Raw genomic sequence first — 25,218 nt, 5'->3', positions numbered from 1 at the left:
TATGACGCCGACTGGTTCAGGGAAGCGTTGAAAGACAAAGGGATACGCGCCTGCATCCCTGGCCGGAAACAGCGGAACAATGCGGTCAAATACGACAAGCGCCGCTACAAACGCCGCAATCGGATCGAGATCATGTTCGGCAGGCTGAAGGATTGGCGGCGTGTGGCGACCCGATACGACAGATGCCCGAAAGTCTTCCTGTCAGCCATCGCCCTCGCAGCCCTCGTTATTTACTGGCTATGAGTCCTGACCCTAAGTTAAGCGATGCTGTATAAATCGTTAAGAATATCGCGCTTTGAATAAGGATTCATAAATGTCATGATCTGACTCCCGGTGGGAGGCCGGGCTTGAGCCGCGCGACGAAAGGTGCTCGGCCAAGGTTTTACAGGCGAATACGGTGACCGCTGGTCAGTGTTTCGACGATTGGGAGGATATCATGAAATTCACACGCCGTTTGAGCCTGGCCCTGTTGGGCGGCATGGCTCTGTTCCCGTCTGCCACCCTCGCGCAGCAAGACTATCCCAGCCGGGCGATCACTCTGGTCGTGCCCTATGGCGCAGGGGGGACCACCGATATATCGGCCCGACAGATCGCCAGCATGGCAGAAGACCTGCTGGGTCAGCCCATTGTCGTGGAGAACCAGCCCGGGGCCAGCGGCACCAATGCGATGCGCGCCGTGGCCGGGGCCGATCCCGATGGTTACACGCTGATCGCGACCACGTCGTCGCCGTCCTTCGTGACCCCCGCGTTGCGCGACGTGGGCTATGACACGCTGCAGGATCTGGTGCCGATCCTGAACTATTCCGGCCCCTACCACGGCGTCGTTGTCCCTGGCGACTCCGCCTACGAGAGCCTGGATGCGCTGATCGAGGGGGCCAAGTCCGACGCGGTGACCTATGGCACTGCAGGCGCCATGGGCGGGGCGCACCTGGCTTTTGCCTCGGTCGCCAAGGAAACCGGTGCGAAGCTGCAGCACGTGCCCTTCGACGGCGCGGCCAAGGCGACGGCGGCGGTGTTGGGGGGGCACGTCGATGCGGCCCTGGTCCCGGCCTATCGCGACCTCGTTCAGGATGGCCAACTGCGTCTGCTCGGCGTTCTCGACGGCAGTAACGACCCTGACTTCCCCGATGCCCCGACCCTGAAAGAGGCTGGGCTGGCAGCGGAGTTCCCGTCGATCGTTGGCATCATGGCCCCGGCGGGCACCGATCCGGAGATCCTTGCCAAGCTCGAAGCAGCCTTCACCGAGGTGGCCTCCTCGGAGGAATTCGAGACCTTCATGACCGATCTCAGCCAACCGGTGCGGATCATGTCGGGCGCAGATCTGGCACGGACCATCGAGGACAACCTCACCGCCTATCGCGAGATCGCCAAGGATCTCGGGAATTGAGTGTGAAAGGGTTCGGGGGCGGGCTCGCCCGCCCCGGCTTCCGCACCTTGACCACCGGGCTGCTTTTGGCGGCGGCGCTTTGGGCGCTCTATGCCCTCGACAGCCAGATACAGGTCTTCTCCTTCGGCGATGCCGGGCCGGACGCGCGCAGCTTTCCCCGCTTGGTGCTCTGGCTGCTGGCTGCGGTCGTTGCCCTGCGTCTGGTGCTGAGCTTGCGCCGCGAGGATGACGCCTTTCGCCTGCGGCCCCTGGGCCGGGTGCTGGCGGTGGTCGCGGTCACCATCCTGGCGCTGTGGTTGATGCCGTCGGTCGGGTTTTTCGCAGGCGCGGCGGGGGCGGGGATCGTCGTCTCCCTCGTACTGGGGGAGCGCAACCCCCTGATGCTCGGCCTGCCGCTGGTGGTGGCGGCCATCGTCGCCTTCGGCGGCCAGCATGGGCTGAACATCCCGCTGCCCTGACCTTCCTCTTCAAGACCTGAAGGAGCGCAAGCCGTGCTTGTCGATGCCTTTCTCGAACTTCTGAACCTCTGGGTGCTGGTCGCGGCCGTGGTCGGGATCGCCTCCGGTGTCATCATCGGCGCGATCCCCGGCCTCGGGCCCACCATGGCGATTGCCCTGCTGATCCCGGTCACCTTCTCGATGGACTCGATCCCGGCCATCATCCTGCTCCTGGGCGTCTACCAGGGCGCGATCTTCGGCGGCTCCATCTCCGCCGTGCTGCTGAACGTGCCGGGCACCCCTTCCTCGGCGGCGACGGCCATCGACGGTTTTGCCATGGCCCGGCGGGGCGAGGGGGGACGTGCGCTGCGCTTTGCCCTTTATGCCAGTGTCGCCGGAAATATCTTCAGCTGCCTCGTTCTGATGGCGCTGGCCGAGCCGCTGGCCCGCTTCGCACTGGACTTCGGCCCGGCGGAAATGGCGCTGCTTATGCTCTTCGCGCTGCTGGTGATCGTGCTTTTCGGCGGCGGTTCGAAACTCGATGCGCTGATCATGGTGCTGGTCGGCGCCTGCGCGGGCGTCGTGGGCCTCGACCCCATCAGCGGCACGCCGCGCTTCACCTTCGGCTCCTTCGCCTTCGACAACGGGTTCCAGCTGATCCCGGTGCTGATCGGCCTCTTCGCCATGTCCGAGGTCCTGTTGCAGGCCTTCGACCGTGACCATGACGTCAGCGATGCCGAGGTGCCGCCCCTGAAGGCCTCCGTCGTCCGCTTCGTCGAACTGTGGCGGATGCGGATCACGCTTCTGCTGTCCTCGGTCATCGGCACCTTCGTCGGCATCCTCCCGGGCATCGGCTCCACCGTGCCCGCTTTCATGAGCTACAACCTCGCCCGCTCGCGCTCTGCTGCGCCGGAGAGCTTCGGCAAGGGGGCGCCCGAGGGCGTGGCCGCGCCCGAGGCGGCCAACAATGCGGTCACCGGCGGGGCCCTGGTGCCGACGCTGGCGCTCGGGATTCCGGGCGATGCGGTGACTGCGGTGATCCTGGGTGCCTTCATGCTGCATGGGCTGGCCCCGGGGCCGTTCCTGTTCCGCGATCACGGGCTGGAGGTCTACGCCATCTTCGAGGCGCTGCTGCTCTCGTCGATCCCGACGGTGATCCTGGGGCTGTTGTTCTTCCGCGTGGCGATCCATGTGACCCGGATCCAGCCGCGCCACCTGTTGCCGGCGATCACCATCCTGGCGGTCTTCGGCGCCTTCTCGGTCAACAACAGCCTTTTTGACGTCTGGGTGATGCTGGGCGCGGGTGTGCTGGGCTTTCTCTTCCGGCGCAGCAGTTTCCCGCTGCCGCCGCTGCTGATCGGCCTGATCCTGGGCGCGCCCTTCGAGCAGAGCCTGCGGCAGGCGCTGCTGACCTCGGGCGGCGGCTACGACATCTTCTTCGGATCGCCCATCACCATCGGGCTGGCCGGCCTGATTGCCCTGTCGCTGGCGATCAGCCTGGCCCTCAACCTCAGAAAGGCGCGCGCATGATTACCGATTGCCATATCCATTCCTTTGCCCGGACCACGGGGGGCGACGCGCCGCAAACCGGCGCCTATGTCCCCCCGGCGCGGGATGTGCGCGATTTCATGGAAGAGGCGGCGCCTCATGGTGTGGCCCGCGCGGTGGTGGTGCAGGCTTCGGTCGACGGCACCGACAACAGCCGGCTGGTGGAGACGCTGGCCACCGAGGGGCCCGTCGCCTTGCGCGGGGTTGCCGTGATCGGCGACGGCGCCGATCTGCCGGCCCTGCAGGCCGCCGGTGTCCGCGCCACCCGTATCCAGGACCGTGCCCGGCTGGGCGCCAGCGCGCTGGAGCAGCTGCCAGATCTGGCGGCGCGGGTGGCCGAGGTCGGCTGGCACATCGAGCTGAACTCCGAGCCGCGCAGCTTCGACCGCATCGCAGCCATGGTCCCGCGGATGCCCGAGGGGATGCGCCTGATCCTCGATCACGTGGGTCACGTGGACCCCGCCGCGCCCGACCCGGTCCTGCGGTTGCTGGAGCATGAGCGTGTCTGGGTGAAACTGTCACCCACGCGGATCAGCGCGGATATCGGGCGGTATGCGGATCTGGCGGGCATGGTTGAACGGATCGGCGCGGCCTTCCCCGAGCAGATCATCTGGGGCAGCGACTGGCCGCATGTGATGACGCCCGAGCCGGTGCCCGAGATCCCGCCGATGCTGGATCTGTGTCGTGAGGCCCTGGGCCCTGACGCCTTCCGGCGCTGCATGTGGGACAACCCTGAACGCCTTTACGGTTTCTGATGCTGCTGACCTTGGATGATTTCGAGCCCGCCGCGCACCGCCGCCTGCCGCGCCCTCTGTTCGGATACGTCTCCGGCGCGGCCGAGACCGGGGCGGCGCGTCAGGATAACCGCGATGCGCTGGATGCCTGGCGGCTGGTGCCGCAGGTCCTGCGCGGGGTCGAGGGACGCAGCACGGTTTGCACTCTGTTGGGCAAAGACTATGCCGCGCCTTTCGGCATCGCCCCCATGGGCCTGTCGGCCCTGATGGCGCGAGATGGCGACCGGGTGCTGGCCCGGGCGGCAGCGGCGGCGGGCATTCCCTTCGTGCTGTCGGGCTCTTCCCTGACGCCGATGGAAGATGTCTGGCGGGCCAATCCCGATGCCTGGTTCCAGGCCTATCTGCCCGGCGAGGAGGACCGCATCCGCGCCCTGATCGACCGGGTGCAGGCCGCGGGTTTCGGCACGCTGGTCCTGACCGCCGACACCGCCGTTCTGGCGAACAGGGAAAACAACCTCCGTGCCGGGTTCTCCACGCCCCTGCGGATCCGGCCCCGGCTGATCTGGGATTTCGCCGTGAAGCCCCGCTGGCTGCTAGGGACCTTCCTGCCCACGCTGCGGCGGGGAATGCCGCATTTCGAGAACTCCTTCGCCACGCGGGGCGCCCCGATCATCTCGAAACAGGCAGCGCGGGATTTTGGGCGCAAGGATCACCTGAACTGGGATCATTTGGCGCTGATGCGCGACCTCTGGCCCGGCAAGCTGGTGCTGAAAGGGGTGATTCACCCCGGGGACGTGGCTCGGGCGCGGGCGCTTGGCTGCGACGCGGTGATCCTGTCGAACCATGGCGGGCGACAGCTTGACCATGCGATCTCGCCCCTGCGGTTGTTGCCCGAGGCCCGAGCGCAGGCGGGGGACATGGCGTTGTTGATCGACGGCGGCATCCGGCGCGGGACCGATGTGATCAAGGCCCTGGCCCTTGGCGCCGACATGGTGCTGATCGGGCGGCCCTTCCTCTACGCCGCGACACTGGGCGGGCAGGGGAGGGCGGAAGACGCCGCCGCGATCCTGAAGGCGGAGGTGCATCGCAACCTCGGCCTTCTGGGATTGCGGGACCTGTCAGAGGTCGGCCCCGCAATCCTGCACCCCGTTGCGGGCGTCAGCCCGGGCTGAGCGCGCCGGAGAACATCGGCGCCCCGGCAATGCCCAGCTCCTCGGGGAATTCCACCCGCAGAATGCTGCCGCTGTCGCTTTCGGTGATGTAGAGGGTCCGGCCCCCCGGGCCGCCGAAGGCGCAGTTGGTGGTCCCCAGCCCGCGCGGGGAACGGACCACGGCCACCGGGCGCCCCAGCACGTCATGCACCCAGACCAGGCCCATGCCGGTCTGACAGACCACGACACCGCCCGCGTCGGTCAGCGCCAGCCCGTCCGGCCCCGCGCGCCCGCCCGAGAACTGGATGAAGAGCCCGGCCTTGTTGACCCGCCCCGAGGGCGACATGGGCAGGCGCCAGACCGCATTGGCGCGGGTCACGGCCAGGAACAGCACGTGTTCGGCCAGATCCAGCACCAGACCGTTGGGGCTGGGCACCTTGTCGATCAGGCAGGTCAGTGCGCCGGTCTCCATCTGCCATTTCCACACCCGGCCCGAGGGATCCTGCAGGCCGGTCTGGCCCTGGTCTGTGAAGTAGAGCGCGCCGTCGCGGGCGAAGTGCAGATCGTTGCATCCCTTGAAGCTTTCGGTGTCGGCATCGGCCAACGCCTTGGTCACGCTGCCGGTTGCCGGGTCCAGCTGCATGATGCCGTTCTGGTAATCGGCCAGGAAGATCCGCCCGTCACGGTGGATCTTCAGCCCGTTGGGCTGGCCGTCATATTCGGCGATCTGGCTGATCTCGCCCTGGGGCGTGGCGCGGAACACCCGCCCGAAGGGGATGTCGACGAACCACAGGTTGCCCTCGCGGTCGAAGGACGGCCCTTCGAGGAAGCTGTCGGCGGGCGACCCGCGCCGGTTCTTCTCGGCCCAGTAGGACGGCTGCCCGGTGCGGCGCAACGCGCCGGGTAGTTCGGTGAAGACCTCGGCGTCGAGGACGACCGGGTCGGGGAAGGGGTAGGTGGGTGTCATCCGAATGTGACCTCCGGCAGGAAGAGCGCGATCTGCGGCGAGGCAATCAGCAGCAGCATGAAGGCGACGATGATCAGGAAGAAGGGCAGGGTGCCCAGGATCACGTCCTCGACCTTCACCTCCTTCGAGGAACTGGCGACAACGAAGAGGATCACGCCGAGCGGCGGCGTCAGCTGGCCCAGTTCCACCAGGATCACCACGAAGACCCCGAACCAGATCGGATCGACCCCAAGCGCCAGCAGCGCGGGGAAGATCACCGGCACGATGATCGCGATCATCCCCAGCCCTTCCATGAAGCAGCCCAGGATGGCGAAAACCACCATGATGACCAGCAGGAAGGTCAGCCTCGAGACATTGGCATCCTCCAGCATCCCCACCAGGTCCTCGCCGATCCCTGACAGGGCCGTGGCATAGGCGAAGATCATCGAGGTGAAGACGATGAAGAGGATGTTGCCGCTCATGGATGCGGTACGTGCAAGCGCGTTTTTCAGCAGGCTTAGCGACAGCTTGCGATAGAGCGCGGCAATGAGGATGGCGCCGACGGTGCCGACGGCACCGGCCTCGGTCGGGGTGGCGAAGCCACCGTAGATGCTGCCCAGAACGATGACGATCAGCATCAGGAAGGGCAGGATGTCCAGCAGGGCGCGGCCCAGGTCACCGGCGGTGGCCTTTGTCTCCGCCTTCGGAGCCAGCTTCGGGTTCAGCAGGACCCGGGCGATGATGAAACCCATGTAGCACAGCGCCAGCAGAATCCCCGGCAGCAGCCCGGCGGCGAAGAGCCGCGCGATCGAGGTTTCGGTGAAGGTGGCGTAGATGATCATGGTGATCGACGGCGGGATCAGGATGCCCAGCGTTCCCCCTGCCGCGAGGGAGCCGGCCACCAGCCGCTTGTTGTAACCGCGTGCCGACAGTTCCGGCAGGGCCACGGTGGACATGGCCGCCGCCGTGGGGGCCGAGCCGCCGGAGATCGCGGCGAAGATGCCGCTGCCGGCGATATTCGTGTGGAGAAGGCCCCCGGGCAGACGCCGCATGAAGGGCGCGACCCCGTTGTAGAGCCGCGTCGACAGGCCCGAGCCAAGCAGGATTTCGGCCATTAGAACGAAGAGCGGGATGGCGGCGAGGGTGAAGCTGTTGGCGGCGCCCCAGCTGACCAGGCCAAGGGCCTTCCAACCGCCGAAGCCCTTCAACAGCCAGATATAGGTCAGCCCGGCGCCGGCCACGGCGAATTGCACCCACATGCCACCGATGATCAGGCCGATCAGCAGGCCGAAGGCAAGGATCGCTTCCATTTACTCGTCCTCGGTTTTGCGGAAGGTCAGCAGCAGCTGCTCGACCAGGAAGAAGGCCAGCACGGCGAAACCGGCGGGCAGGATGATCTGCGGGATCCACAGGGGCGTCCGCAAGACGGTGGGTGCGAACTTGCCGCGGGCGAAGGACGACAGTGTCAGGTCCTTCGTCTTCCACGCCAGGATCGCGCAGAGGATCAGTGCGATGACGACGAAACCGCGCACCAGCCAGCGGCGCGTGGCGTCGGGCCAGGCGTCCAGCAGGAAGTGCACCTGGAACATGGTGCCGCCGCGCAACGACAGGGCGGCGCCGAAGAAGGTCATGAAGACCACGCCGTAGCCGGTCAGCTCTTCGGCGAAGCCCAGGGAATAGTTGAAGGCGCCGCGCAGGAGCGCTTCCAGGCAGACCAGCGAGACCAGCCCGGTCAGCACGGTGCCGGTGGCCACGGCCGTGGCACGAGCCGCCAGATCGAAGAGGGGGCCGGCGCTGGCCGGCCCCGTGTTGCTTTCGGACTGCATGTTACTTGCCGATGGCAGCGCGCACGGTCGCCAGGGCGGCCTCGTATTCCGGGCCGTTCTCTGCCGCCCAGCTTTCCCAGAAGGGTGCCAGCTTCTCGTTGGCCATGGCGGCATCACCCTCTGCGGCATCCACAAGGGTCATCCCGGCTTCGGACTGGGACGCCTTCTGGTCCTCTTCGTCCACGAGGAAGTCCGCGGTGGTCTTCGGCCCCTCTTCGGCGACGATCTCGCGCAGGCGGGCCTGGGTGTCTTCGGACAGGGCGTCGAAGCTATCGGCGTTGGCGATGATCATCGAGTTCCCGTAGTTCACGGAGAACCGGTAGTTGTAGGGCAGGAATTCATGCCAGTTCTTCGCGCCACCGGCGGAGGCGGTGAGAACGCCCTCAATCACGCCGCGTTCCAGAGAGGTCGGCACCTCGGAACCCGACAGGGTGATCGGCGCGCCGCCGAATTCCTCGATGAACCGCCCCTGTTCGGGCGAGGTCACGCGGATCTTGTGCCCCTCCAGGTCTGCCAGGCTGTTGATCTCGAAGGTGGTGAAGATCGTCTGCTCGGGGTAGCGGTAGCCGCCCAGAAGGACGACGCCCTGCTCGGCGAAGGCCTCGACCAGCGTGGGTTCCATCGCGTCATAGGCGGCGGCCCATTCCTCGTCGTTCTCGATGAGCATCGGCAGGTTCAGCACCCGCGCCAGCGGCACGCTGCCCGAGAAGAAGAAATCGGCGGCCATGTCGATGATGCCGTCACCCACGGCCTGGGTGATGTCGGCCGAGGCGATCTGCAGGGTCTTGCCCAGGTGCAGGTCGATGGACAGGTCCGTATCGGCGGCGACGCGCTCGACGATGCGGTTCATGCCTTTCACGGCCGAGGTCGTGGAGACGGACGAATAGGTGTAGGCGGTCCAGTCGTCGGCATGGGAAACCGTCGCGGTGGCGGCTATGAGCGCAGCTGCGCCAAGTGTCTTGAGTGTCATGATCTTCCTCCAGTGATTGGTTGCGCGAAATGCCTGAGCGTTGCGCCAGGCGAAAAAGGAGCGCTCCGCTCGGTGCCGTCTTCGGCCCCAAGCGGTGCGGATAGGGTCATTCAACCGGCGGCGTCGCCTCCGGCGCGAAGCTTGCAAGCTGGGCTGCCACGCAGTGACGCATGGCGCCCATTGCCCGCGCGACACCATCAACGCCGATGACGAAGGGATGCGCCTGACCTGCGTCACGCGCCTTCAAGTCGCCCATGTGGGCCAGCGTGTTGTCGAGACGCGGGTGGTTCGAGAGGAAGACGTCGATGTTCTCTTCCTCTGCCAGCGCGGCGATGCGCGCCTGGGAGTCCATCATGGCGTTGAAGCGCTCCGGATTCTTGCCGAAATTCAGGCCATTGCCACCCCAGAAGACGGCTCGGTGGATGTCATCGCCGTCCCTCACGTCCACGACCGGGGAAATCGTGCCCGGTGTATGGCCCGGGGTCACGAGGATCTTCACCGTCGTGTCGCCCAAGGTCACCGTATCGCCATCGGTCACGGTCACATCCCGTTCGGGTGCTGGCCCCCACAGTTCGTTGTCGAACTGCAGTGTGGGCTTCTCGAGCTCCTTCCAGTCGGTGTCCGACATGATGATCTCGGCATCGTACTTCTCGGACAGGTAGACCGCTGCGCCGTAATGGTCGCCATGCGCGTGGGTCACGAGGATCTTCCTGATCTCGGCCGGGTCAAGACCCAGCTCGACCATGCTGTCCTCGATGTAGGTCTTGGCCTCGTCGGAGTTGTTCAGCGCGTCGAAGAGGATGATCCCGTCCGAAGTCTGCAGCGCCCAGGCCGACACCCATTCGGTGCCGAGGAAATACAGGTTATCGAAAATGCCATAAGGGCGGGGCGGGCCTTTCGCAATTAGCGCGGCCAGCATGTTCTCGCCCGGCTTCTCTACGATGGTGAAGGATTTGCCGATGCGGGCGCAGTGGCCCAGCACGTTTTGCAGGTCTTCGCCCGCGAGGGCCTCTGCCGCGGCAACATGGGCTGCCGACAGCTCTGCGTCGCTGCTCTCGGCCAGCGCCGGCAGCGCGGTGCTCATCGCCCCGAGCGCAACTGCGCCCAGCACTGTTTGCATGAAACCAGAAGTGGTCATGGTGTTCTCCTCCGAACGTGTCGTCTCATCATCCGCCGCCCTCCTGTTCGCGGCGGATGACCCTATTGGGGCGCGGCCAGTGTCAGCCCGCCGCGTCGTCGTCCACCTTCTTCTTGTCGATGAAGCGTTTTTTCAGCGACGGGCCGACGATCACCGCGACGGTCAGGGCCACCAGGATCAGGCTTGTGGTGTTCTGGAACAGCACCATCGGGTCGCCGCGACCGATCCGCAATGCGAGGCGCAGGTTCTCCTCGGCGAAACCGCCCAGGATCAGGCCCAGGACAACCGGGGGCAGGGGGAACTTCAGCCGGTCCATGACCCAGCCGACGGCGCCGAAGCCCAGCATCAGGTAAACGTCGAACATGCGACCATGGATCGAGTAGACCCCGATCAGCATCAGCACGATGATCACCGATCCCAGCAGCGGGCGCGGCAGGTTCAGCAGGCGGGCGAAGCTGTTGGTCGCCAGCGAGCCGCCCAGGATGATCAGCAGGATCGCCCCGAAGAGGAACTGCCACATGAAGCCGAAGACGATATCGGGGTTGTCGCGGAACAGCATGGGCCCCGGTTGCAGGCCGTGCACCAGCAACCCGCCCAGCATGACCGCCGCCACGGCGGTGCCCGGAATGCCCAGCGTCAGGGCCGGGATCAGGGCCGAGGCGGTATCGGCATTGTTGGCGACCTCGGCGGCGGCGACACCCTCGGGCTCGCCCTCGCCCCAGGTCTCGGGGGTCTTCGAGGTGCGGCGCGCCTCATTGTAGGACATGAAGGCCGCCATGGAGCCACCAGCGCCCGGCAGGATGCCGATCCAGATGCCGATGAAGGAGCCGCGCAGCCAGGTCGTCCAGTAGGTTTTCATCCGCGGCAGGGCCTTCCAGATCGGCTCGGTCCCCAGTTTCGAGCTCTGCACGCCGCTGGTCTTCAGCGGTGTTTCCAGCAGGTCGATCACCGGCGGCAGCGCGTAGAGGCCGACCAGAAGGATCACGATGTTGATGCCGTCCAGCATCTCCAGCTGGCCGAAGGTGAAACGGTCGTTGCCGTAGATCGGGTCGGAGCCGACGACCGAGACGAAGACGCCGAAGCAGGCCGAGATCAGGCCCTTCACCGGGTTGCCGCCCAGCAGGAAGATGATCGAGGCGAGGCCGAAGATGGCGACCCAGAAGACCTCGGACGGGCCGAAGAGCAGGGTGACCTTCGACAGCGGCGGGGCCAGCAGCATCAGGGCGAAGGCCGAGGCGATGCCACCGAAGGCCGAGGAGACCACCGCGACCTGCAGCGCGAAGCCGCCTTCGCCCTTCTGCGCCATCGGGTAGCCGTCGAAGGTGGTGGCGACGGCGGCCGGCGTGCCGGGGATGCGCAGCAGCACCGCCGGGATCGCGCCGCCGTACATGGCGCCGTTGTAGATGCCCGCCATCAGGCCGAGGGCCACCAGCGGCTCCAGCCCGAAGGTGAAGGGCACGAGGACGGAGATGGCCATGGTGGCCGACAGGCCCGGCATGGCGCCGACCACGATGCCCGAGATCACACCGATCACCACGGCGGCAAAATTGGCCAGGGAAAAGACGTCCGGCAGGGCGTGCAGAAGATCGCTATACATGGCTCAGCGCTCCCATAGGCGGCCGGCAGGGAAGTCCTGCGACATGCCGAAATCGAAGATGGCCCAGATCGTGCCGGTGACGATCAGGGTGGCGATCAGCAGGCCCAGTGGGTTGCGGTAGCCGAAGATCCAGGCGACCAGCGGAATGGTCACGGCGGTGCTGACGTAGAAACCGATGAAGTCGGTGGCCAGCGCGTAGGCGACGATCAGACCGAAGGCGCCGATCACCCGTTTGGGTGACTTGGTCATCGGCTGGGCATCCTCGCCCGCGGCGGCCTTGCGCTGATCCGAGACCAGCAGCAACACCGACAGGACGATCAGCCCGATCAGCATGGTGGCCGGCAGCAGCGCGGAGATGGCGCGCTGCTCGAAGGTCGGGATCAGGAACCCGGCGGCGACCAGGATGATGCCGAGCGCGGTCAGGGTCTCTGGCCGTGCCAAGCGGGGTGTCTTGCTTGCGGGCATGGGTCTGCTCTTGATGTCAGGGGTGGGGGTGGCGTGAGGGGGATTGCCCCCTCACGCACGAGGTCTTGGAGCCTGGGTCCCCGGGTCCGGGGACACAGCTCGCGCTGGACCTCAGTTCCAGGGAGTGGTGTCCCAGACGTCCTTGGCGAGGTCGTAGAGGTCCGAGGTCAGCGCCTTGAACTCCTCGCCCGTCACCACTTCGACCGGGTTGGCGGTCGCGGCCATGGCGTCGAGGAACTCCTGGTCATTGGCCATCTGGGTGAAGGCGTCGATCAGCTTGCCCTGCACGTCTTCGGGCAGGCCGGCAGGCGCGATGAAGCCGCGCATCGAGCCGTTCACGAGGTCGAGCCCCTGTTCCTTGAAGGTCGGCAGATCAGGGGCGAACTCGGAACGCTCGTTGGTGGCGACGCCCAGCACGTTCAGCTGGTCCTGGAACTCGGCCACTTCCGAGATGTTCAGGATGCCCATGGCGACATGGCCGCCCAGAAGCGCGGTCCGGGCCGGGGCGGAGCCCTTGAAGGGAACGATCGTGAACTCGGTCTCGGTGGCGTTCTGCAGCTTGATCAGGGCGAAGTGGTCATCGCCGCCAAGGCTCGACATGCCGACGGTGATCGCCAGCGGGTTCTCGGTGGCCTCGGCGATCAGCTTGTCCAGCGTATCCAACCCGCTTTTCTTGGAGGTGACGATCACGTTGGGATCGTTCACCACGTTGGCCAGATAGGTGAAGCTGTCGCGATCGTAGTCCGCCTCGCGGTCGATGGTGCGGGCCATCATGCCCGGCAGGTTGAAGGTGCCCAGGGTGTAGCCATCGGGATCGGCATTCGCCGCCTCCGTCACCCCGATCTGACCGGAGGCCCCGGGCATGTTCTTGACGACGAGGCTGGCCCCTTCGCCCAGGTACTTCTCGATGAAGGGCGCAGCGGTGCGCGCCATGACATCCGTGCCGCCGCCGGCGGAATAGCCCACGATCACCTCGATGGGCTTTTCGGGGTACTGGGCCAGGGCCGCCCCGGCGGACAGGATGAGAGCGCCTGCGAGGGCGGTCTTCTTGACGATATTGAGCATGTTTCTCCTCCTATACATGCGTGTGTTTCAGTCTTCCGGCAGGGTACAGCCTCGCTCCTTCAGAGCGCGGTCGACCCAGCTGCGGTCGTTGGTGCCTGCCTCGATATCGGCCATCTGCTTGATCTCGGCGGCGGATTTCGCCTGCGTGGCCTTCAGGATCGTCTCCGCCCCGTCGATCGGCACGCAAAGGACGCCGTCGCTGTCGCCGATCATGATGTCGCCGGGATGGATCACCATGCCGTCGATGGCGATCGGCACGTTCAACTCGCCGGGGCCGTCCTTGTAGGGACCCCGGTGGGTGACGCCGGCGGCCCAGGTCGGCAGGTTGGTTTCGCGGAAGTTGTCCAGGTCGCGGATCGCGCCGTTGATGACGAAGCCGACAACCCCTTTCTTGATGGCATAGGCCAGCATCAGCTCGCCCATCAGGGCATTGTCCAATGCGCCACCGGCATCCACGACGATCACGTCGCCGGGCACGGCACGGTCGATGGCGGCGTGCAGCAGCAGGTTGTCTCCGGGGCGTGCCTTCACGGTCAGCGCGACGCCGGCCATGCCGCCGGAGCTGTGCATCGGGCGCAGGGTCGGGCCGGCGGCGGTCATGCGTGACATGCTGTCGGAGACATTGGCGACGGGCAGCTTGGCGAATTCGGCCACAAGCTCTGCGGGGGCGACGCGGTCACGGTTCAGGATGCGGAAGCCGAGGGTCATGGTCACTTCTCCATGTTGGCCGGCTCCGCCTGTGCGGCGGCCAGCAGTTTGCGATTGATGATGCGTTCGGGGGCGACGGGTTCGCCGTCGAGGATCTGAAAGATGCCGCGCACGGCATCGACGCCGACGCGGGCGCCGGCCTGGGCGGTCACGCCGCCGATATGCGGGGTCAGCACGATTTCGGGCACGGCGAAGAACGGATGGTCGGCGGCCGGCGGTTCGACGGCGAAGGTGTCGAGACCCGCGCCTGCCAGGTGTCCCGCGCGGATCGCGGCAACCAGGGCCGGCTCGTCGATCAGCCCGCCGCGCGCGGTGTTGACGACATAGGCCCCCTTGGGCATCAGCGCGATGGTTTCGGCGTTCAGAAGGCCCCGGGTCTGATCGTTCAGGGGACAGTGCAGCGACAGGATGTTCGCGCGGCCGAGCATGTCTTCCAGGGTGTCGCACCGGGTCGCGCCAAGGCTGTCGAAGGCGCTGTCCGGGGCGTAGGGATCAAAGCCCACCAAGGTCAGGCCCAGGCCCTTGGCGATGCGCCCTGTTGCCTGGGCGATCGAGCCCATGCCCATCAGGCCCATGGTTGACCCGGCGATCTCCTGCCCTGCAAAGCCGGGTTTCTCCCAGCGTCCGGCGCGCAGCCCGGCATCGAGCGGCAGGACCCGCTTTACCGTGGCCAGCAGCAGCGCGATGGCGTGTTCGGCCACGGAAACCGCGTTTGCCCCCGTCGCGACCAGCACCGGAATGCCCCGCTCGGCAGCGGCCTGGATGTCGATGTTGTCGACCCCCACACCGTGCTTCGAGATCACTTTGAGCTGCGGTGCCGCATCCATCACGGCCGCGTCCACGCGGCCCATGCGGGAGACGATGCCCACGGCGCCGGTCCGCTGGAGATACTCCGAGATCACCGCGCTGTCGGCATAGGCCGGGGTGTGGACCGTCTGATAGCCGTGGTCGGCCACAAGGCGGCTGGCCGCCGGATCGAGGTCGGGCCCCGTTACGAGGATAGTCTTGCTCATCGCGCGTGTCTCCGTGGCGTCCCGAACCGTCGGGGCGCGCCGTTTCGCTTCTTTGTCTGTCGATTGGCCCGCATCGGTCTCCCGAACCGTCTGCAGGGCTCCTCCTTGGTCGGAAACGGTAACGCCAAGAATGTCTTCACAAAAGCGCGTAATTCTGGTTATTAAGTTTAGAAAAACTGGATTAGACGATGGAAACGCGGCAGCTGAAGACCCTCCTGGCCATTCAATCTCATGGGACTTTCGCCCAGGCAGCGGAGGTCGTGGGGCTGACACCGTCGGCCGTCAGCCAACAGGTTCATGCGCTGGAAGAGGAACTGCGGGTGACCATCTTCGACCGAAGCACACGTCCGCCGCGCATCACACCCGAAGGGTTGCAGGTCATTGATATGGCGAGAGATATCCTGCGCCGTGCCGAAGATACAAAGGCCAGCCTGCGGGGGGATCAGATCGCCGGAACGTTGATGCTTGGCTCCGTCCGCTCCAGCGCGCTCAACCTGCTGCCGCGTGCTCTGGTACAGATGCGGCACCGTTATCCGGCACTGAAACCGAGCCTGCGGGTCTCGCTCTCGTCGACGCTGATCGCGGACGTGGCCGCCGGCCGTCTCGACGCCGCGATCGTCGCGGAACACCTGGGGTTCCCCAGTGCGCTACGCTGGAGTCCCTTCCTGCGGGAGCCGCTTTGGCTGATCGCCCCACGCGAGATGGAATCGAGTGACCCGATACAGTTGCTCAACACCCGTCCGTACATCCGTTTCCGCAGTGCGGTGCCGTTGGCCAATCTGATCGACACCGAATTGTCCCGCCTGGGCGTGGTGACCAACGACGTGGCCGAGATAGATACCATCGGTTCCATCGTCACCGGCGTGCGGCAGGGACTGGGCATCTCGGTGGTGCCGCATGTGGCCTTGCAGGAACCCGAGGACCTTGGCCTGATGCGTCTTCCGTTCGGCACGCCGCAGGTGAACCGTCAGATCGGGATTGTCGAAAGAACGACATCCCCCCGTGCCGAAATAATTGCCCTGCTGCACGGGGCGCTGTCGGAGCTCTGCGGTGACTACGGCGTGGACCGCGCGTCGCCCTCCTGAGGGCCGTCGGATCGCAGTGGCGCCAGCCTGTCCGGTGCCCGGGCGGACCTGTTAATCTTCCCAAGGTAAGGGTGGGGCCAGCAGCAGATGCCGCTGATCCCGGAAGTGGCTAGAACTTTGCGCGTTCGGAAAGTTGCCGGCACACCGGCATATTGCGTCCGGTCCTGGCTGCGTGGTGCGGCCGAGGGAGGCTTCTGCCGCGAAGATGTCTGTCCGCGAAATGGCTCATCAGCTTGTCCATTGATTCAACGCTTGGGCGCCGGTCGCGCTTAGCAGATTTCGCGATCAAGCCAATGCGACGCGCGACGATCGTCGCGTCCTGCATGGCTTGGCGGTCGAGCGGCAAGCCCCAGGCAGGCCGAGCAATGGCGAAGATTGCCGACAGGTGAGAGAGGTAGTTCCCAACTGTTGGAGGCTTGCGGCCGTCCGAGAGCTCCTGTGCGAACTGAACGAGGGTGTCGCTTGTGATCTCAGCACAAGGCCGGGAAGCAAGATCGACCCCTTTTATCGTCTCCAGAACCTGCGCCTTGGTCTTGTCGACTGCAGCAAGGATTTCGCTCAGGTATCGGTCAACTGCATCGCCAAGCGTCACTGTGGGTGTGACCGCGCGTTCGACACCGCCGGGCGCGGAGAGCTCTCTCTTTCTTTGCGATCCACTGCTTTGCCGCCTGCGCGCGATCGAAAGTAAACGTGTGGCGCTTGCCATCTCGATGGATGACGACCGCGGCGCGATATGCTATCGAGCCGTTTCCTCGGCGCCTATCGGTGATGCTTCCCATGTGGTGTACACCATGAGCTGATCCTGCACACCAAGCGGAAAATGGCGCCGAACAGGGATTAATGATGCTCGATCGTGCGTTGGTGAAGGTGCCGTAAGTGGCTGAAGAAGAAAAGAATATAGACCTTTCAGTGGCTTCGCGCCTCTCCGTCGCCCCGATGATGGATGGTGCCGAGGAGTCCTGAGCGGCCTTATTTTATTGGCCAAATCGCTGCCGGGCGAAATCTGTTGCACTCGTTGTTGCACCTTGCTTAGCGTATTAGGCCGTGACTGCAGGTTCACCGTAGCATGGGTCGTATTGTCGATGCGCTTGCTGCGGCGTGACAGGGTGACCTTCGCCGCAGATCCGTTTCGCGCTTGAACCGGTAGAAGTCTTGGGCTTCGCATCACCCGGCCCGAGGGGCGGCGAGAATGACCGTCGCACCGATCAGGCACAGGCCCGCGCCCGCGAGGTCCCACAGGTCCGGCCGCTGCCCCTCCGCGCCCCACATCCAGAGGAGAGAGGCGGCGATGTAGACGCCTCCATATGCGGCGAAGGCCCGGCCGGCGAACCCGGCCTCGACCTGCGCGAGCAGCCAGCCGAAAAGCGCAAGGCTTGCCAAGCCCGGCAGTAGCCAGAGGCCCGACGCGCCGCGCCACCAGGCCCAGATGGCGAAGCAGCCGGCGATCTCAGCCAGTGCAGCGAGCGGATAGACGATCGCCGCCGGCATCAGGCGCCGGGGCCCCCGTGGTCGGCCAGGCATTCCTCGTGGTCACGCAGCACCTCGAGGATCCGGCAGTCGGCTACTCGGTCCGCGCTGCACTCGCTGATCATTCGCTGCAACTCGATCCGGAGCACCTCGAGCCGGGCGATCCGGGCCTCGACCTCCTTCAGTTGCCTCTGCGCCACCGCGTCGACTTGCGCGCAGGAGCGTTCCGGGCTGTCCGACAGGTCCAGCAGCTCCCTTATCGCCTCCAGGGAGAACCCGAGTTCGCGGGAGTGGCGGATGAAGGCGAGCCGGTCGAGCTCGGCATCCCCGTAGCGGCGTTGGCCGCCTTCGGTCCGGCCGGGCTCGGGCATCAGGCCGATCTGCTCGTAGTAGCGGATCGTCTGCACCTTGGTGCCGGTCCGCTTTCCCAGGGCACCGATGGAGAGCATGCGTTTTCCTTCCAATCTCTACAGTCGATGTAGATTCATGCCCCCGGTCGGGCAAGGGGTGACTGACTGCAGCACGACCCGCCCGGCCTCTGGCCAATTCAGCAGAAAATGCGAAAAAGCGCTTGAACCTACAGTTGCTGTAGCTCGTATATCGAAACCCGATCGAGAATTACGACGGAGAACCACCGTGGCGGACGGAAGCGTAGCACAACGGGAATGGCGCGTGACGGGCATGGATTGCGGGTCATGCGCCGCGAAGGTGCGCGGCGCGGTCGAGCGACTGCCCGGCGTCGCGGATGTCGATGTCGCGCTCATGGCCGAGCGGCTGCGGTTGACGCTCGACGAGACACAGACACCGCCCGAGCGCATCGAGACGGCGGTGCGCGGCGTCGGATTCGGCATCGCACCAAAGGGTGCGCGGCCGGAGAAGCCCAAGGGCGGCTTCGTCCTGCCAGACGGAGCGTTTCCAGATGCTGCGGAGGGCGCGGAGACCGGCAGCGAGCCAGAAGACAACAACGAGCCGGCCGAACATGCGCCCACCTCGTGGATGAAAACGTCCAAGGGCCGACTGGTGATCGGCACCGGCGCGCTGCTCGCCGCGGCCTGGGCGTGCCGCCTCGTCCTTTCGGCAGAGGTCGCCCACTGGGCGTTCGTCCTGGCAACGCTCGTCGGGATTGCCCCCGTGGCGCAGCGCGCCTTCGCCATGGTGCGGGCGAGGATGCCCTTCACCATCGAGATGCTGATGACGATCGCCGCCGGCGGTGCGTTGGTGATCGGCGAACTGGAAGAGGCCGCGCTGGTCGTTTTCCTCTTCGCCGTGGGCGAGCTTCTGGAAGGTGTCTCGGCCGGCAAGGCACGCGACAGCATCCGGGCGCTCTCGAAGCTGGTGCCGAAGACGGCGCGGCTGGAAGTGGGCAGCAGGACACGGGAGATTGCGGCCGAGAGGCTCCAGGTGGGCCAGGTCGTGCAGGTCCGCCCCGGTGACCGCGTGCCCTGCGACGGCGAGGTGATCGAGGGAACCTCGGGCGTCGACGAGAGTCCGGTGACCGGCGAAAGCGTCCCGAGCCTCAAGGAGCCGGGCGCGGAGGTCTTCGCCGGCTCGATCAACGCCGAGGCGCTCCTGCGCGTGCGGGTCACCAAGGCGGCCGAGGATAACACCATCGCCCGCATCGTGCGGCTGGTTGAGGAGGCCGAGAGCGCCCGCGCACCGACCGAACGCTTCATCGACCGGTTCAGCCGGGTCTACATGCCCGCAGTGGTCGCGGCCGCTGTTCTCGTCGCCGTTGTCCCGCCGCTAACCTTCGGGCTGGCTTGGGGCGAATGGATCTACCGCGCGCTGGCGCTTCTGCTGATCGGCTGCCCCTGTGCGCTGGTGATCTCGGTGCCGGCGTCGATCACCTCGGCGCTCTCCACGGGGGCCCGCAACGGCCTCTTGATGAAGGGCGGAGCCGTGATCGAGGCGGCGGCGCGGACGACCCACGTCGCCTTCGACAAGACCGGAACGCTGACACACGGCAAGCCGCGGGTGACGGACGTGACCGTGCTGAGCGGCACCGAGGGCGACCTCCTGGCCCTCGCCGCCGGCGTCGAGAGCGGCGCGAGCCACCCTCTCGGACAGGCGATCTCCGCCGAGGCCGAAAGGCGGGGCGTGGACGCGGCGGCGGCGACCGGCGGCCGCGCGCTTCCCGGCAAGGGGGCGGAAGCATCCATCGACGGCGTGACCGTCAGCGTGGGCTCACCGCGGCTGGCAAACGAGCGCGGCGCACTCACGGACGACCTGCGGACCCGCGTGGCGGCGCTGGAAGCCGAAGGCAAGACGGTGGTCATCGTGCTCTGCAATGACGTGCCTCAGGGCCTCATCGCGCTCAGGGACGAGCCGCGCGCCGATGCGGCGGATGCTGTCACAGAGCTGCGCGACCTTGGCATCTCTTCGATCATGCTGACCGGGGACAACCCGCGCACGGCACAGGCCATCGCCGATGGGCTCGGGATCGCGCATCGCTCCGAACTCATGCCGGAGGACAAGGTCGCGGCCATTCACGAACTGACGACGGACGCCCGCGTGATGATGATCGGCGACGGAATCAACGATGCGCCCGCGCTCGCTGCCGCGCATGTCGGCGTCGCCATGGGATCGGGCACCGACGTGGCGCTGGAGACGGCCGACGCCGCGATCCTGCGCAACCGCGTGACCGATGTGGCGGGCAAGATCCGCCTTGCCCGGGCCACCATGTCGAACATCCGTCAGAACATCGCCATCGCGCTCGGGCTCAAGGCGGTCTTCCTCGTGACCACCGTGCTCGGGATCACTGGCCTCTGGATCGCGATCCTGGCCGACACAGGCGCCACGGTGCTGGTCACGATGAACGCCCTCCGTCTGCTGTTCTTCCGCCCGTCTGGCGCGCGACCCGTGGCAGAAATCGCCTCAAGACATACATCGGATGCAACGCCAGAGAGCGCATCCGCGACCACCTGAAAGGAAACACCGATGACCATGACCCGCCGCGCCATGATGGCAGTCATCGCAGGCTTCGCCGCGACCGTTCCGCTCGCGGGAGCAGCGCAGGGCGGCCCAGCGATCCATGTCCTGAAGGATCCCAATTGCGGATGCTGCACCGCCTGGATTGAGATCCTGCGCAAAGATGGCTTCTCCGTCACGACCGAGCGCAGTTTCGGCACGCTGCTGATCCAGCACAAGCTCGAGAACGGCATCCCGCACAACATGACGTCGTGCCATACCGGTGAAATCGAGGGCTACATGATCGAAGGACATGTTCCTGTGGCCGACATCCGAAGGCTGCTTTCCGAGCGCCCAGATGCCGTCGGCCTTGCCGTGCCAGGCATGCCCTACGGCTCGCCAGGCATGGGTCCTGAAGTCGAGCGTGAAGCGTATGACGTCTTTCTCATCCGGCAAGATGGCAGCGCGGAGGTGTTTTCCAGCTACCAGTCCGCATAATGCGTCCCGACGCGACGGGCGATGCAAGCTGTCGGAACATGAAGCTCCCCGCGAAGTCGGAGTGAATCATCCACCGGAGGGAGGGAGATTCGAACCTTGAGTACGGTGATGGATGGTGCCGAGGAGTCCTGAGCGGCCTTATTTTATTGGCCAAATCGCTGCCGGGCGAAATCTGTTGCACCGATTGTTGCACTTGAAACTCGTATCTGACCTCACTTTCACACCGAACGTAGCACCGAGTTCACTTGGAAGCACTCTCCTCGGACCCGTTCCGGTCGTCAGAAAGGGCGGGAAGCAGTCTTTCGCTGCGTGATCCGCAAAAGGCGGCTACATGCAGAAAGCCGAAAGTGCGCATTACGCTGGAGACGCATGGAAGGCCGCCTCCGACGCAAATGCAGCACAGGTTTCGGCAGGATGTTGATGAAGTGTAAGGGTTGCGATTAACTGCCGTCGGATGATTTGTGAGGTGCCTACGTGCCAAGTAAGACGATACAAAAAACCTTGCTTTCAAAAGGATATTTCCCGAAGGAACTGCCTCCCGTTTTCACAACAGAAGATTTCGGAAGCCTGTCGCAAGATGTATTGATTAGATGGAAGTCCGGCGGCGTCTTCAAAATTGATACAAAATCACTTGGCAAGACGCCATGCAAAAAGAAGCGTCGAGACGCATACACCTATTTCCTCGAAAGCGCTGAGGCTGAAATTCTCTCAAAGCCCAAAAGGGGATACGAGCGAAGGAACCTGCATATCACGCATCCTATACCTCAAGCTTTGTTGGTAAAGGAGATTTCTGATAATTGGAAAGCAATTCAAAAATGGCTATCCAAACAGGCATTCTCTTTGGATGAAATAAAGGCCTCCAAAGAATACGAGCGCGGAATAAAAGAGATAAACTTTGGCGCCCACCGGGAGAAATCGTTCTACCTCGAGGCGACAGCGGACTGGCTTGTAAAGACTGACATCACCAGGTTTTACCCTTCCATATACACTCATTCCATCCCTTGGGCTGCCTACGGCAAGGAAAGAGTAAAAGGTCAACTGAGCTACTACAAGGGATCATTCGCCGATCGCATCGATGTGTTGGTTCGTGCATGCAACCGAAATCAAACTGTAGGCATACCGATTGGACCTGAAACTTCCAGAATTATTGCGGAAGTAATCTCCTCTCGCATTGATGCAGATTTTCAGGGTCACGAACTCGATCTGGCCCCTCATAGCGTCGATCGGCTGCAAGACGACTGGAGTGTTGGGGCGAAGACCCTTGAACAAGCCGAAGACGTCATCACATGCATAAGCTCAATATACCGAAGCTACGGCCTTGAAATAAATGGCAGCAAGACCTCTGTTGATCATATAGTTGGATCGAGACGCAAGACATGGGTTTCTGAGATGGGAGCTTTCCTCTCTCATCGAAGCGGCTCTCTCCGCGGCGCAAGGCTGAGAGAATTCATTGTTCTATCGCTCAGGCTACAGTCTGAGTTCCAATCCGAGCCAGTCATAAGTTACGCACTTTCGGTGATTGAGCGGACTGGTCTTTTGAATCCAGATATTCGTGAGATCGAAAGCTTTCTCTTGAAAGCGGCGGTCGTTGCACCGAGCTCTATGGACAAAGTCTGCAGAATTATCCTCAATCTTGATCACAGTTCAGGTGTGTCAGCGAAAAGGATCGGGCAACGTTTTGTGCTGCTGGCCGAGCGAAATCTTGAAAAGGGTCATCACTTTGAGGCTATATGGCTTCTCTATACCCTGCGGGGTCTGAAAAGGCCGTTCAAGTCGGAAAAGCTCTGTGAACTTTCAGAGACAGCATGTTCCAGCGCCTTGTCTTTGATTTTGCTTGATATGAAGCGAATGCGAATGGGGATCGGTACGCTGCCCACAAATGAATGGGAATCACAAATCTCTTCCGATAGCGTCCTTCGAGATTGGTCGTGGCTTCTTGCCTACGAGGCTTTCCGTAAAGGCTGGCTGAACGACAAACATGGACTTCTGAAAGAGCCCTTCTTTGCCGCCATGGATGTCAATAATATCGTATTCTACGATCCAAAGCGGAATGTTCCTACATCTCGCAGCGCTGTTCGCAAGGCTATCAACTTGAGGAAGAGGCAGTCCTACGAAATGAGGGCTTTCTTCGCGGCAGTCAGAGGCGACAACTTCGAAGAATACTGATTGAGATGTCGCGATTGACAGCGGCCATGCAGCTCTGCCACTGCGCTGTGTGTGGGGGGGATTTGCGGGCCGGACTTGAGTGGTTCATCCTGACGAACCATAGGGTAATTGTCTGGGAGAACCTTGAGATGGCCGGGCCAGAGGGAAGGCAACGCCGCGAACCTAAACGGGGCCGCTACGTAGTGCGGCCCCGTGGCTGGAAGGTTGGAGAACGCAATAGAGCCTCAGCAGGTTGTCAAGAGGCGCGAGCCTGTGCTGCCAATGACCGCCGCATCTCGATGAAATCCGTCAGCCAGGTCATTGGAATGCCACCGCGCGAAATCTGGCTGATGTCGAGGTCGCCGCGGGGGATCGCCCCAGATTTCAGGGCCTTCAGAAAGTCTTTCTGAGACATCTTGAAGTAGTCGTGGGCCACGATACCGGTCGGAATCGATGAGGCGTCACCGAACCTCGCGATGAGCATCATCATAGTCGTAGTCATGCTGACCTCATTTGCCGCGGGCCGCACCGCGGCGCTTTTCAGTGTATTCCGCGAGATCCAGAATGTGGACGCCGCGAGGACTCTTCTGACTATCGCACATGCTCATGACGGGCAGGTCGATTTCCCCGAGGGCGACCTTCTCATGGAATTTGCTTTTGCCGAGGTTGAAAAAGTCTCGTGCGACGATCTCCGACGGGATCATGATCTCGTGTCCATACTTTCCCAGCAGGATGTAGAAGGCGTTCATTTGCTTTCCTCTCTTGGTTAGCGACGACCGATCGGCCGCCTGCACGGGAAATGCGGACGATCTGGAGAGGTCGGCCGGAACTTTGACCAGGGTTCGATATCTCCATGGGACCGCGGCCTGCATCGGGAAAAGAGCCCGCGCCGGAGTATGCCGACGCAGGATTTAGAACGGTCACATGTACCGGGCTGCCTGCGCGAGATCGCGAAGACGCGCGGCATACCAGCGGAGACCGGCGTCGATGTTGAGACGCTTACCGACGTCCACAGGCAGCGGGTGGAATTCCTCGGCCTGCAGCGACAGGAGCGTGTCGCAAGCCTCCTCCAGAGCGATCTGGAGCTCCGGAGTGGTCTCGCGCGGCTCGAGGCAGCGCTCGATTGCGTGCCGAAACGCCGGCCCCGGGACCTGCGGAAAACGTCGGAGGAGGTCGTCGAGGCCCGACCCGTGACGGGCGAGGAATCTGCGCGTCAGGCGATGAGCCGTGGCGCGCGGCACGCCGGTCTTGGGATCGATGGTGATGAGTTCTTGTCTACCCATTCGGGTCTCCCCGGCATCCGATGGGCTGCCCAATGCAGCCCGGAACCTGTCGGTGCCGTTCTTCAAGACCCCGCCGTCAGGAGGTTCGGCGGGGTTGATCACCCGCGATGAATTCGCAAGTGATCCGGAGCGACATGCGCGGATGTTCCGGTCCGCATTTCGCATGCCGTCGTTCTGTATTTTCTCTGTCAAGCCGCGGCTTGCGAAGCCGGTCTCGCCCCCCGAGGCCGGCTACGGAAACCGCGGCGCTGCGTCTGGACGTCATTCCATGAGACCGATGTCGAGAAAGTATCGGACTGCGGCGAGCCGTTCATGGGCCGTCATGTCGGCGGCAAAAACGACGATACCGGGCGATGTCCATTTCGCGCCGGCTGTGCTCGTGAAATAACCAAGGGCGCCGAGTCCACGTTCGGCGGTCTTAACGACCGAGGTGTCATCGAAGGGATGCTCGATCTCCGCTACACTGACTTCCATCGCGATGCCAAGCGCCTCGAAGAATTTCACGGCTGCCACGAGCGTGTAGCCCGGTAGGTCGCGATGTTTGTGCTCGCACCACGCCATCACCCGACCGAGATCGCGCGATAGCTCCGCGCGCATCAGTGTCAGTCGCGGATCCCATGTCATTCGGGTCTCCCTTGTCGTCGCGTCTCACCGAGAGGGCGCGGCGACAAGGAGATACCCGGCGACCCTTTCGCCAGCATCACCGATAATCCAGTCCTCACGCTCATGTCTGCGAAACGGGAGAGGTCCAGGAGAGGGTCCCCCTCTCCTCGGCTGGCGCGGGGAGCGCGAGCAGGAAGGGGTGTCGGGGAAGGAGTGCGGAACGACCTTCCCCGACCCGTCGGAGA

27 protein-coding genes are annotated in these 25,218 nt (G+C 64.3%); 10 read left to right on the top strand and 17 right to left on the bottom strand.

The window, feature by feature from the left end; all coding sequences use genetic code 11:
* The 6 genes from LC066_RS04500 to LC066_RS04475 all read left to right on the top strand — a co-directional run.
* Nucleotides 1-243, top strand: a 243-nt coding sequence (locus tag LC066_RS04500) for a transposase (protein WP_224896695.1), incomplete at its 5' end; no start/stop codon positions are given.
* 193 nt (nt 244-436) lie between these two features.
* Nucleotides 437-1,387: a Bug family tripartite tricarboxylate transporter substrate binding protein gene (locus tag LC066_RS04495; protein ID WP_224896693.1), complete on the top strand. Its 951-nt coding sequence runs from the start codon at nt 437-439 to the stop codon at nt 1,385-1,387.
* 2 nt (nt 1,388-1,389) lie between these two features.
* Nucleotides 1,390-1,845, top strand: coding sequence for a tripartite tricarboxylate transporter TctB family protein (locus tag LC066_RS04490; RefSeq protein WP_224896691.1), 456 nt, complete (start codon nt 1,390-1,392; stop codon nt 1,843-1,845).
* A 33-nt stretch (nt 1,846-1,878) separates the two neighbouring features.
* Entirely contained in the window at nt 1,879-3,354 is a 1,476-nt protein-coding gene (locus tag LC066_RS04485; protein WP_224896689.1) for a tripartite tricarboxylate transporter permease, read from the top strand.
* Nucleotides 3,351-4,127, top strand: a complete 777-nt coding sequence (locus LC066_RS04480) for an amidohydrolase family protein (RefSeq protein WP_224896687.1) — start codon at nt 3,351-3,353, stop codon at nt 4,125-4,127. Before LC066_RS04485 ends, LC066_RS04480 begins: the two co-directional genes overlap by 4 nt.
* Nucleotides 4,127-5,278 carry an alpha-hydroxy acid oxidase gene (locus LC066_RS04475; RefSeq protein ID WP_224896685.1) on the top strand — a complete coding sequence of 384 codons (1,152 nt, stop codon included), beginning with the start codon at nt 4,127-4,129 and terminating at the stop codon, nt 5,276-5,278. The genes LC066_RS04480 and LC066_RS04475 overlap by 1 nt, the downstream gene beginning before the upstream one ends.
* On the opposite strand, the gene LC066_RS04470 is transcribed toward LC066_RS04475, so the two are convergent.
* The 10 genes from LC066_RS04470 to LC066_RS04425 all read right to left on the bottom strand — a co-directional run bounded on the left by LC066_RS04470 (nt 5,265) and on the right by LC066_RS04425 (nt 14,985).
* Nucleotides 5,265-6,224 carry an SMP-30/gluconolactonase/LRE family protein gene (locus tag LC066_RS04470; protein WP_224896683.1) on the bottom strand — a complete coding sequence of 320 codons (960 nt, stop codon included), beginning with the start codon at nt 6,222-6,224 and terminating at the stop codon, nt 5,265-5,267. The genes LC066_RS04475 and LC066_RS04470 overlap by 14 nt on opposite strands.
* Nucleotides 6,221-7,513 carry a TRAP transporter large permease gene (locus LC066_RS04465; RefSeq protein ID WP_224896681.1) on the bottom strand — a complete coding sequence of 431 codons (1,293 nt, stop codon included), beginning with the start codon at nt 7,511-7,513 and terminating at the stop codon, nt 6,221-6,223. The genes LC066_RS04470 and LC066_RS04465 overlap by 4 nt, the downstream gene beginning before the upstream one ends.
* Entirely contained in the window at nt 7,514-8,029 is a 516-nt protein-coding gene (locus LC066_RS04460) for a TRAP transporter small permease (RefSeq protein ID WP_224896679.1), read from the bottom strand.
* Between the two features lies 1 nt (nt 8,030).
* Entirely contained in the window at nt 8,031-8,999 is a 969-nt protein-coding gene (dctP, locus tag LC066_RS04455; RefSeq protein ID WP_224896677.1) for a TRAP transporter substrate-binding protein DctP, read from the bottom strand.
* A 106-nt stretch (nt 9,000-9,105) separates the two neighbouring features.
* Nucleotides 9,106-10,137 (bottom strand): MBL fold metallo-hydrolase, encoded by a 1,032-nt coding sequence (locus LC066_RS04450; RefSeq protein ID WP_224896675.1) that lies wholly within the window; start codon nt 10,135-10,137, stop codon nt 9,106-9,108.
* An 82-nt stretch (nt 10,138-10,219) separates the two neighbouring features.
* Nucleotides 10,220-11,734, bottom strand: coding sequence for a tripartite tricarboxylate transporter permease (locus LC066_RS04445; protein ID WP_224896672.1), 1,515 nt, complete (start codon nt 11,732-11,734; stop codon nt 10,220-10,222).
* A gap of 3 nt (nt 11,735-11,737) precedes the next feature.
* Nucleotides 11,738-12,175: a tripartite tricarboxylate transporter TctB family protein gene (locus LC066_RS04440; RefSeq protein WP_224896670.1), complete on the bottom strand. Its 438-nt coding sequence runs from the start codon at nt 12,173-12,175 to the stop codon at nt 11,738-11,740.
* 135 nt (nt 12,176-12,310) lie between these two features.
* Nucleotides 12,311-13,264, bottom strand: coding sequence for a Bug family tripartite tricarboxylate transporter substrate binding protein (locus LC066_RS04435; RefSeq protein ID WP_224896668.1), 954 nt, complete (start codon nt 13,262-13,264; stop codon nt 12,311-12,313).
* A gap of 27 nt (nt 13,265-13,291) precedes the next feature.
* Nucleotides 13,292-13,972, bottom strand: a complete 681-nt coding sequence (locus LC066_RS04430; RefSeq protein WP_224896666.1) for an RraA family protein — start codon at nt 13,970-13,972, stop codon at nt 13,292-13,294.
* A 2-nt stretch (nt 13,973-13,974) separates the two neighbouring features.
* Complete coding sequence (locus LC066_RS04425) at nt 13,975-14,985, bottom strand: hydroxyacid dehydrogenase (protein ID WP_224896664.1); 1,011 nt, start codon at nt 14,983-14,985, stop codon at nt 13,975-13,977.
* Between the two features lie 188 nt (nt 14,986-15,173).
* Here LC066_RS04425 and LC066_RS04420 point away from each other — a divergent pair, with 188 nt between their 5' ends.
* Nucleotides 15,174-16,070 carry a LysR family transcriptional regulator gene (locus tag LC066_RS04420; RefSeq protein ID WP_224896662.1) on the top strand — a complete coding sequence of 299 codons (897 nt, stop codon included), beginning with the start codon at nt 15,174-15,176 and terminating at the stop codon, nt 16,068-16,070.
* A 109-nt stretch (nt 16,071-16,179) separates the two neighbouring features.
* Here LC066_RS04420 and LC066_RS04415 read toward each other — a convergent pair whose 3' ends face one another.
* The 3 genes from LC066_RS04415 to LC066_RS04405 all read right to left on the bottom strand — a co-directional run bounded on the left by LC066_RS04415 (nt 16,180) and on the right by LC066_RS04405 (nt 17,986).
* On the bottom strand, nt 16,180-16,776 hold the full coding sequence (locus LC066_RS04415; protein WP_224896660.1) for a hypothetical protein: 597 nt from the start codon (nt 16,774-16,776) through the stop codon (nt 16,180-16,182).
* A gap of 458 nt (nt 16,777-17,234) precedes the next feature.
* Nucleotides 17,235-17,558, bottom strand: a complete 324-nt coding sequence (locus tag LC066_RS04410; RefSeq protein WP_224896658.1) for a YnfA family protein — start codon at nt 17,556-17,558, stop codon at nt 17,235-17,237.
* Nucleotides 17,558-17,986, bottom strand: a complete 429-nt coding sequence (locus LC066_RS04405; protein ID WP_224896741.1) for a MerR family transcriptional regulator — start codon at nt 17,984-17,986, stop codon at nt 17,558-17,560. Before LC066_RS04405 ends, LC066_RS04410 begins: the two co-directional genes overlap by 1 nt.
* A gap of 232 nt (nt 17,987-18,218) precedes the next feature.
* On the opposite strand from LC066_RS04405, the gene LC066_RS04400 reads away from it, so the two are divergent.
* From LC066_RS04400 to LC066_RS04390, 3 genes are all read left to right on the top strand, one after another.
* The gene (locus tag LC066_RS04400) at nt 18,219-20,462 is read left to right on the top strand and encodes a heavy metal translocating P-type ATPase (RefSeq protein ID WP_224896739.1); all 2,244 of its coding nucleotides are present in this window, start codon (nt 18,219-18,221) and stop codon (nt 20,460-20,462) included.
* Between the two features lie 12 nt (nt 20,463-20,474).
* Nucleotides 20,475-20,942, top strand: coding sequence for a DUF411 domain-containing protein (locus tag LC066_RS04395; protein ID WP_224896656.1), 468 nt, complete (start codon nt 20,475-20,477; stop codon nt 20,940-20,942).
* Nucleotides 20,943-21,416: 474 nt separating this feature from the next.
* Nucleotides 21,417-23,108 carry an RNA-directed DNA polymerase gene (locus LC066_RS04390; protein WP_224896655.1) on the top strand — a complete coding sequence of 564 codons (1,692 nt, stop codon included), beginning with the start codon at nt 21,417-21,419 and terminating at the stop codon, nt 23,106-23,108.
* 235 nt (nt 23,109-23,343) lie between these two features.
* Here LC066_RS04390 and LC066_RS04385 read toward each other — a convergent pair whose 3' ends face one another.
* The 4 genes from LC066_RS04385 to LC066_RS04370 all read right to left on the bottom strand — a co-directional run bounded on the left by LC066_RS04385 (nt 23,344) and on the right by LC066_RS04370 (nt 24,994).
* Complete coding sequence (locus LC066_RS04385) at nt 23,344-23,577, bottom strand: hypothetical protein (RefSeq protein ID WP_224896654.1); 234 nt, start codon at nt 23,575-23,577, stop codon at nt 23,344-23,346.
* 19 nt (nt 23,578-23,596) lie between these two features.
* Complete coding sequence (locus LC066_RS04380) at nt 23,597-23,836, bottom strand: pyocin activator PrtN family protein (RefSeq protein ID WP_224896653.1); 240 nt, start codon at nt 23,834-23,836, stop codon at nt 23,597-23,599.
* Between the two features lie 171 nt (nt 23,837-24,007).
* Nucleotides 24,008-24,370, bottom strand: coding sequence for a hypothetical protein (locus tag LC066_RS04375; RefSeq protein ID WP_224896652.1), 363 nt, complete (start codon nt 24,368-24,370; stop codon nt 24,008-24,010).
* Nucleotides 24,371-24,631: 261 nt separating this feature from the next.
* Nucleotides 24,632-24,994, bottom strand: a complete 363-nt coding sequence (locus tag LC066_RS04370; RefSeq protein WP_224896651.1) for a hypothetical protein — start codon at nt 24,992-24,994, stop codon at nt 24,632-24,634.
* Between the last annotated feature and the right edge of the window lie 224 nt (nt 24,995-25,218).

The organism is Pseudooceanicola marinus (genome assembly GCF_020177265.1).
GTDB classification, from domain to species: domain Bacteria; phylum Pseudomonadota; class Alphaproteobacteria; order Rhodobacterales; family Rhodobacteraceae; genus Pseudooceanicola; species Pseudooceanicola marinus_A.
This window is presented reverse-complemented; position numbering and strand designations above follow the sequence as displayed.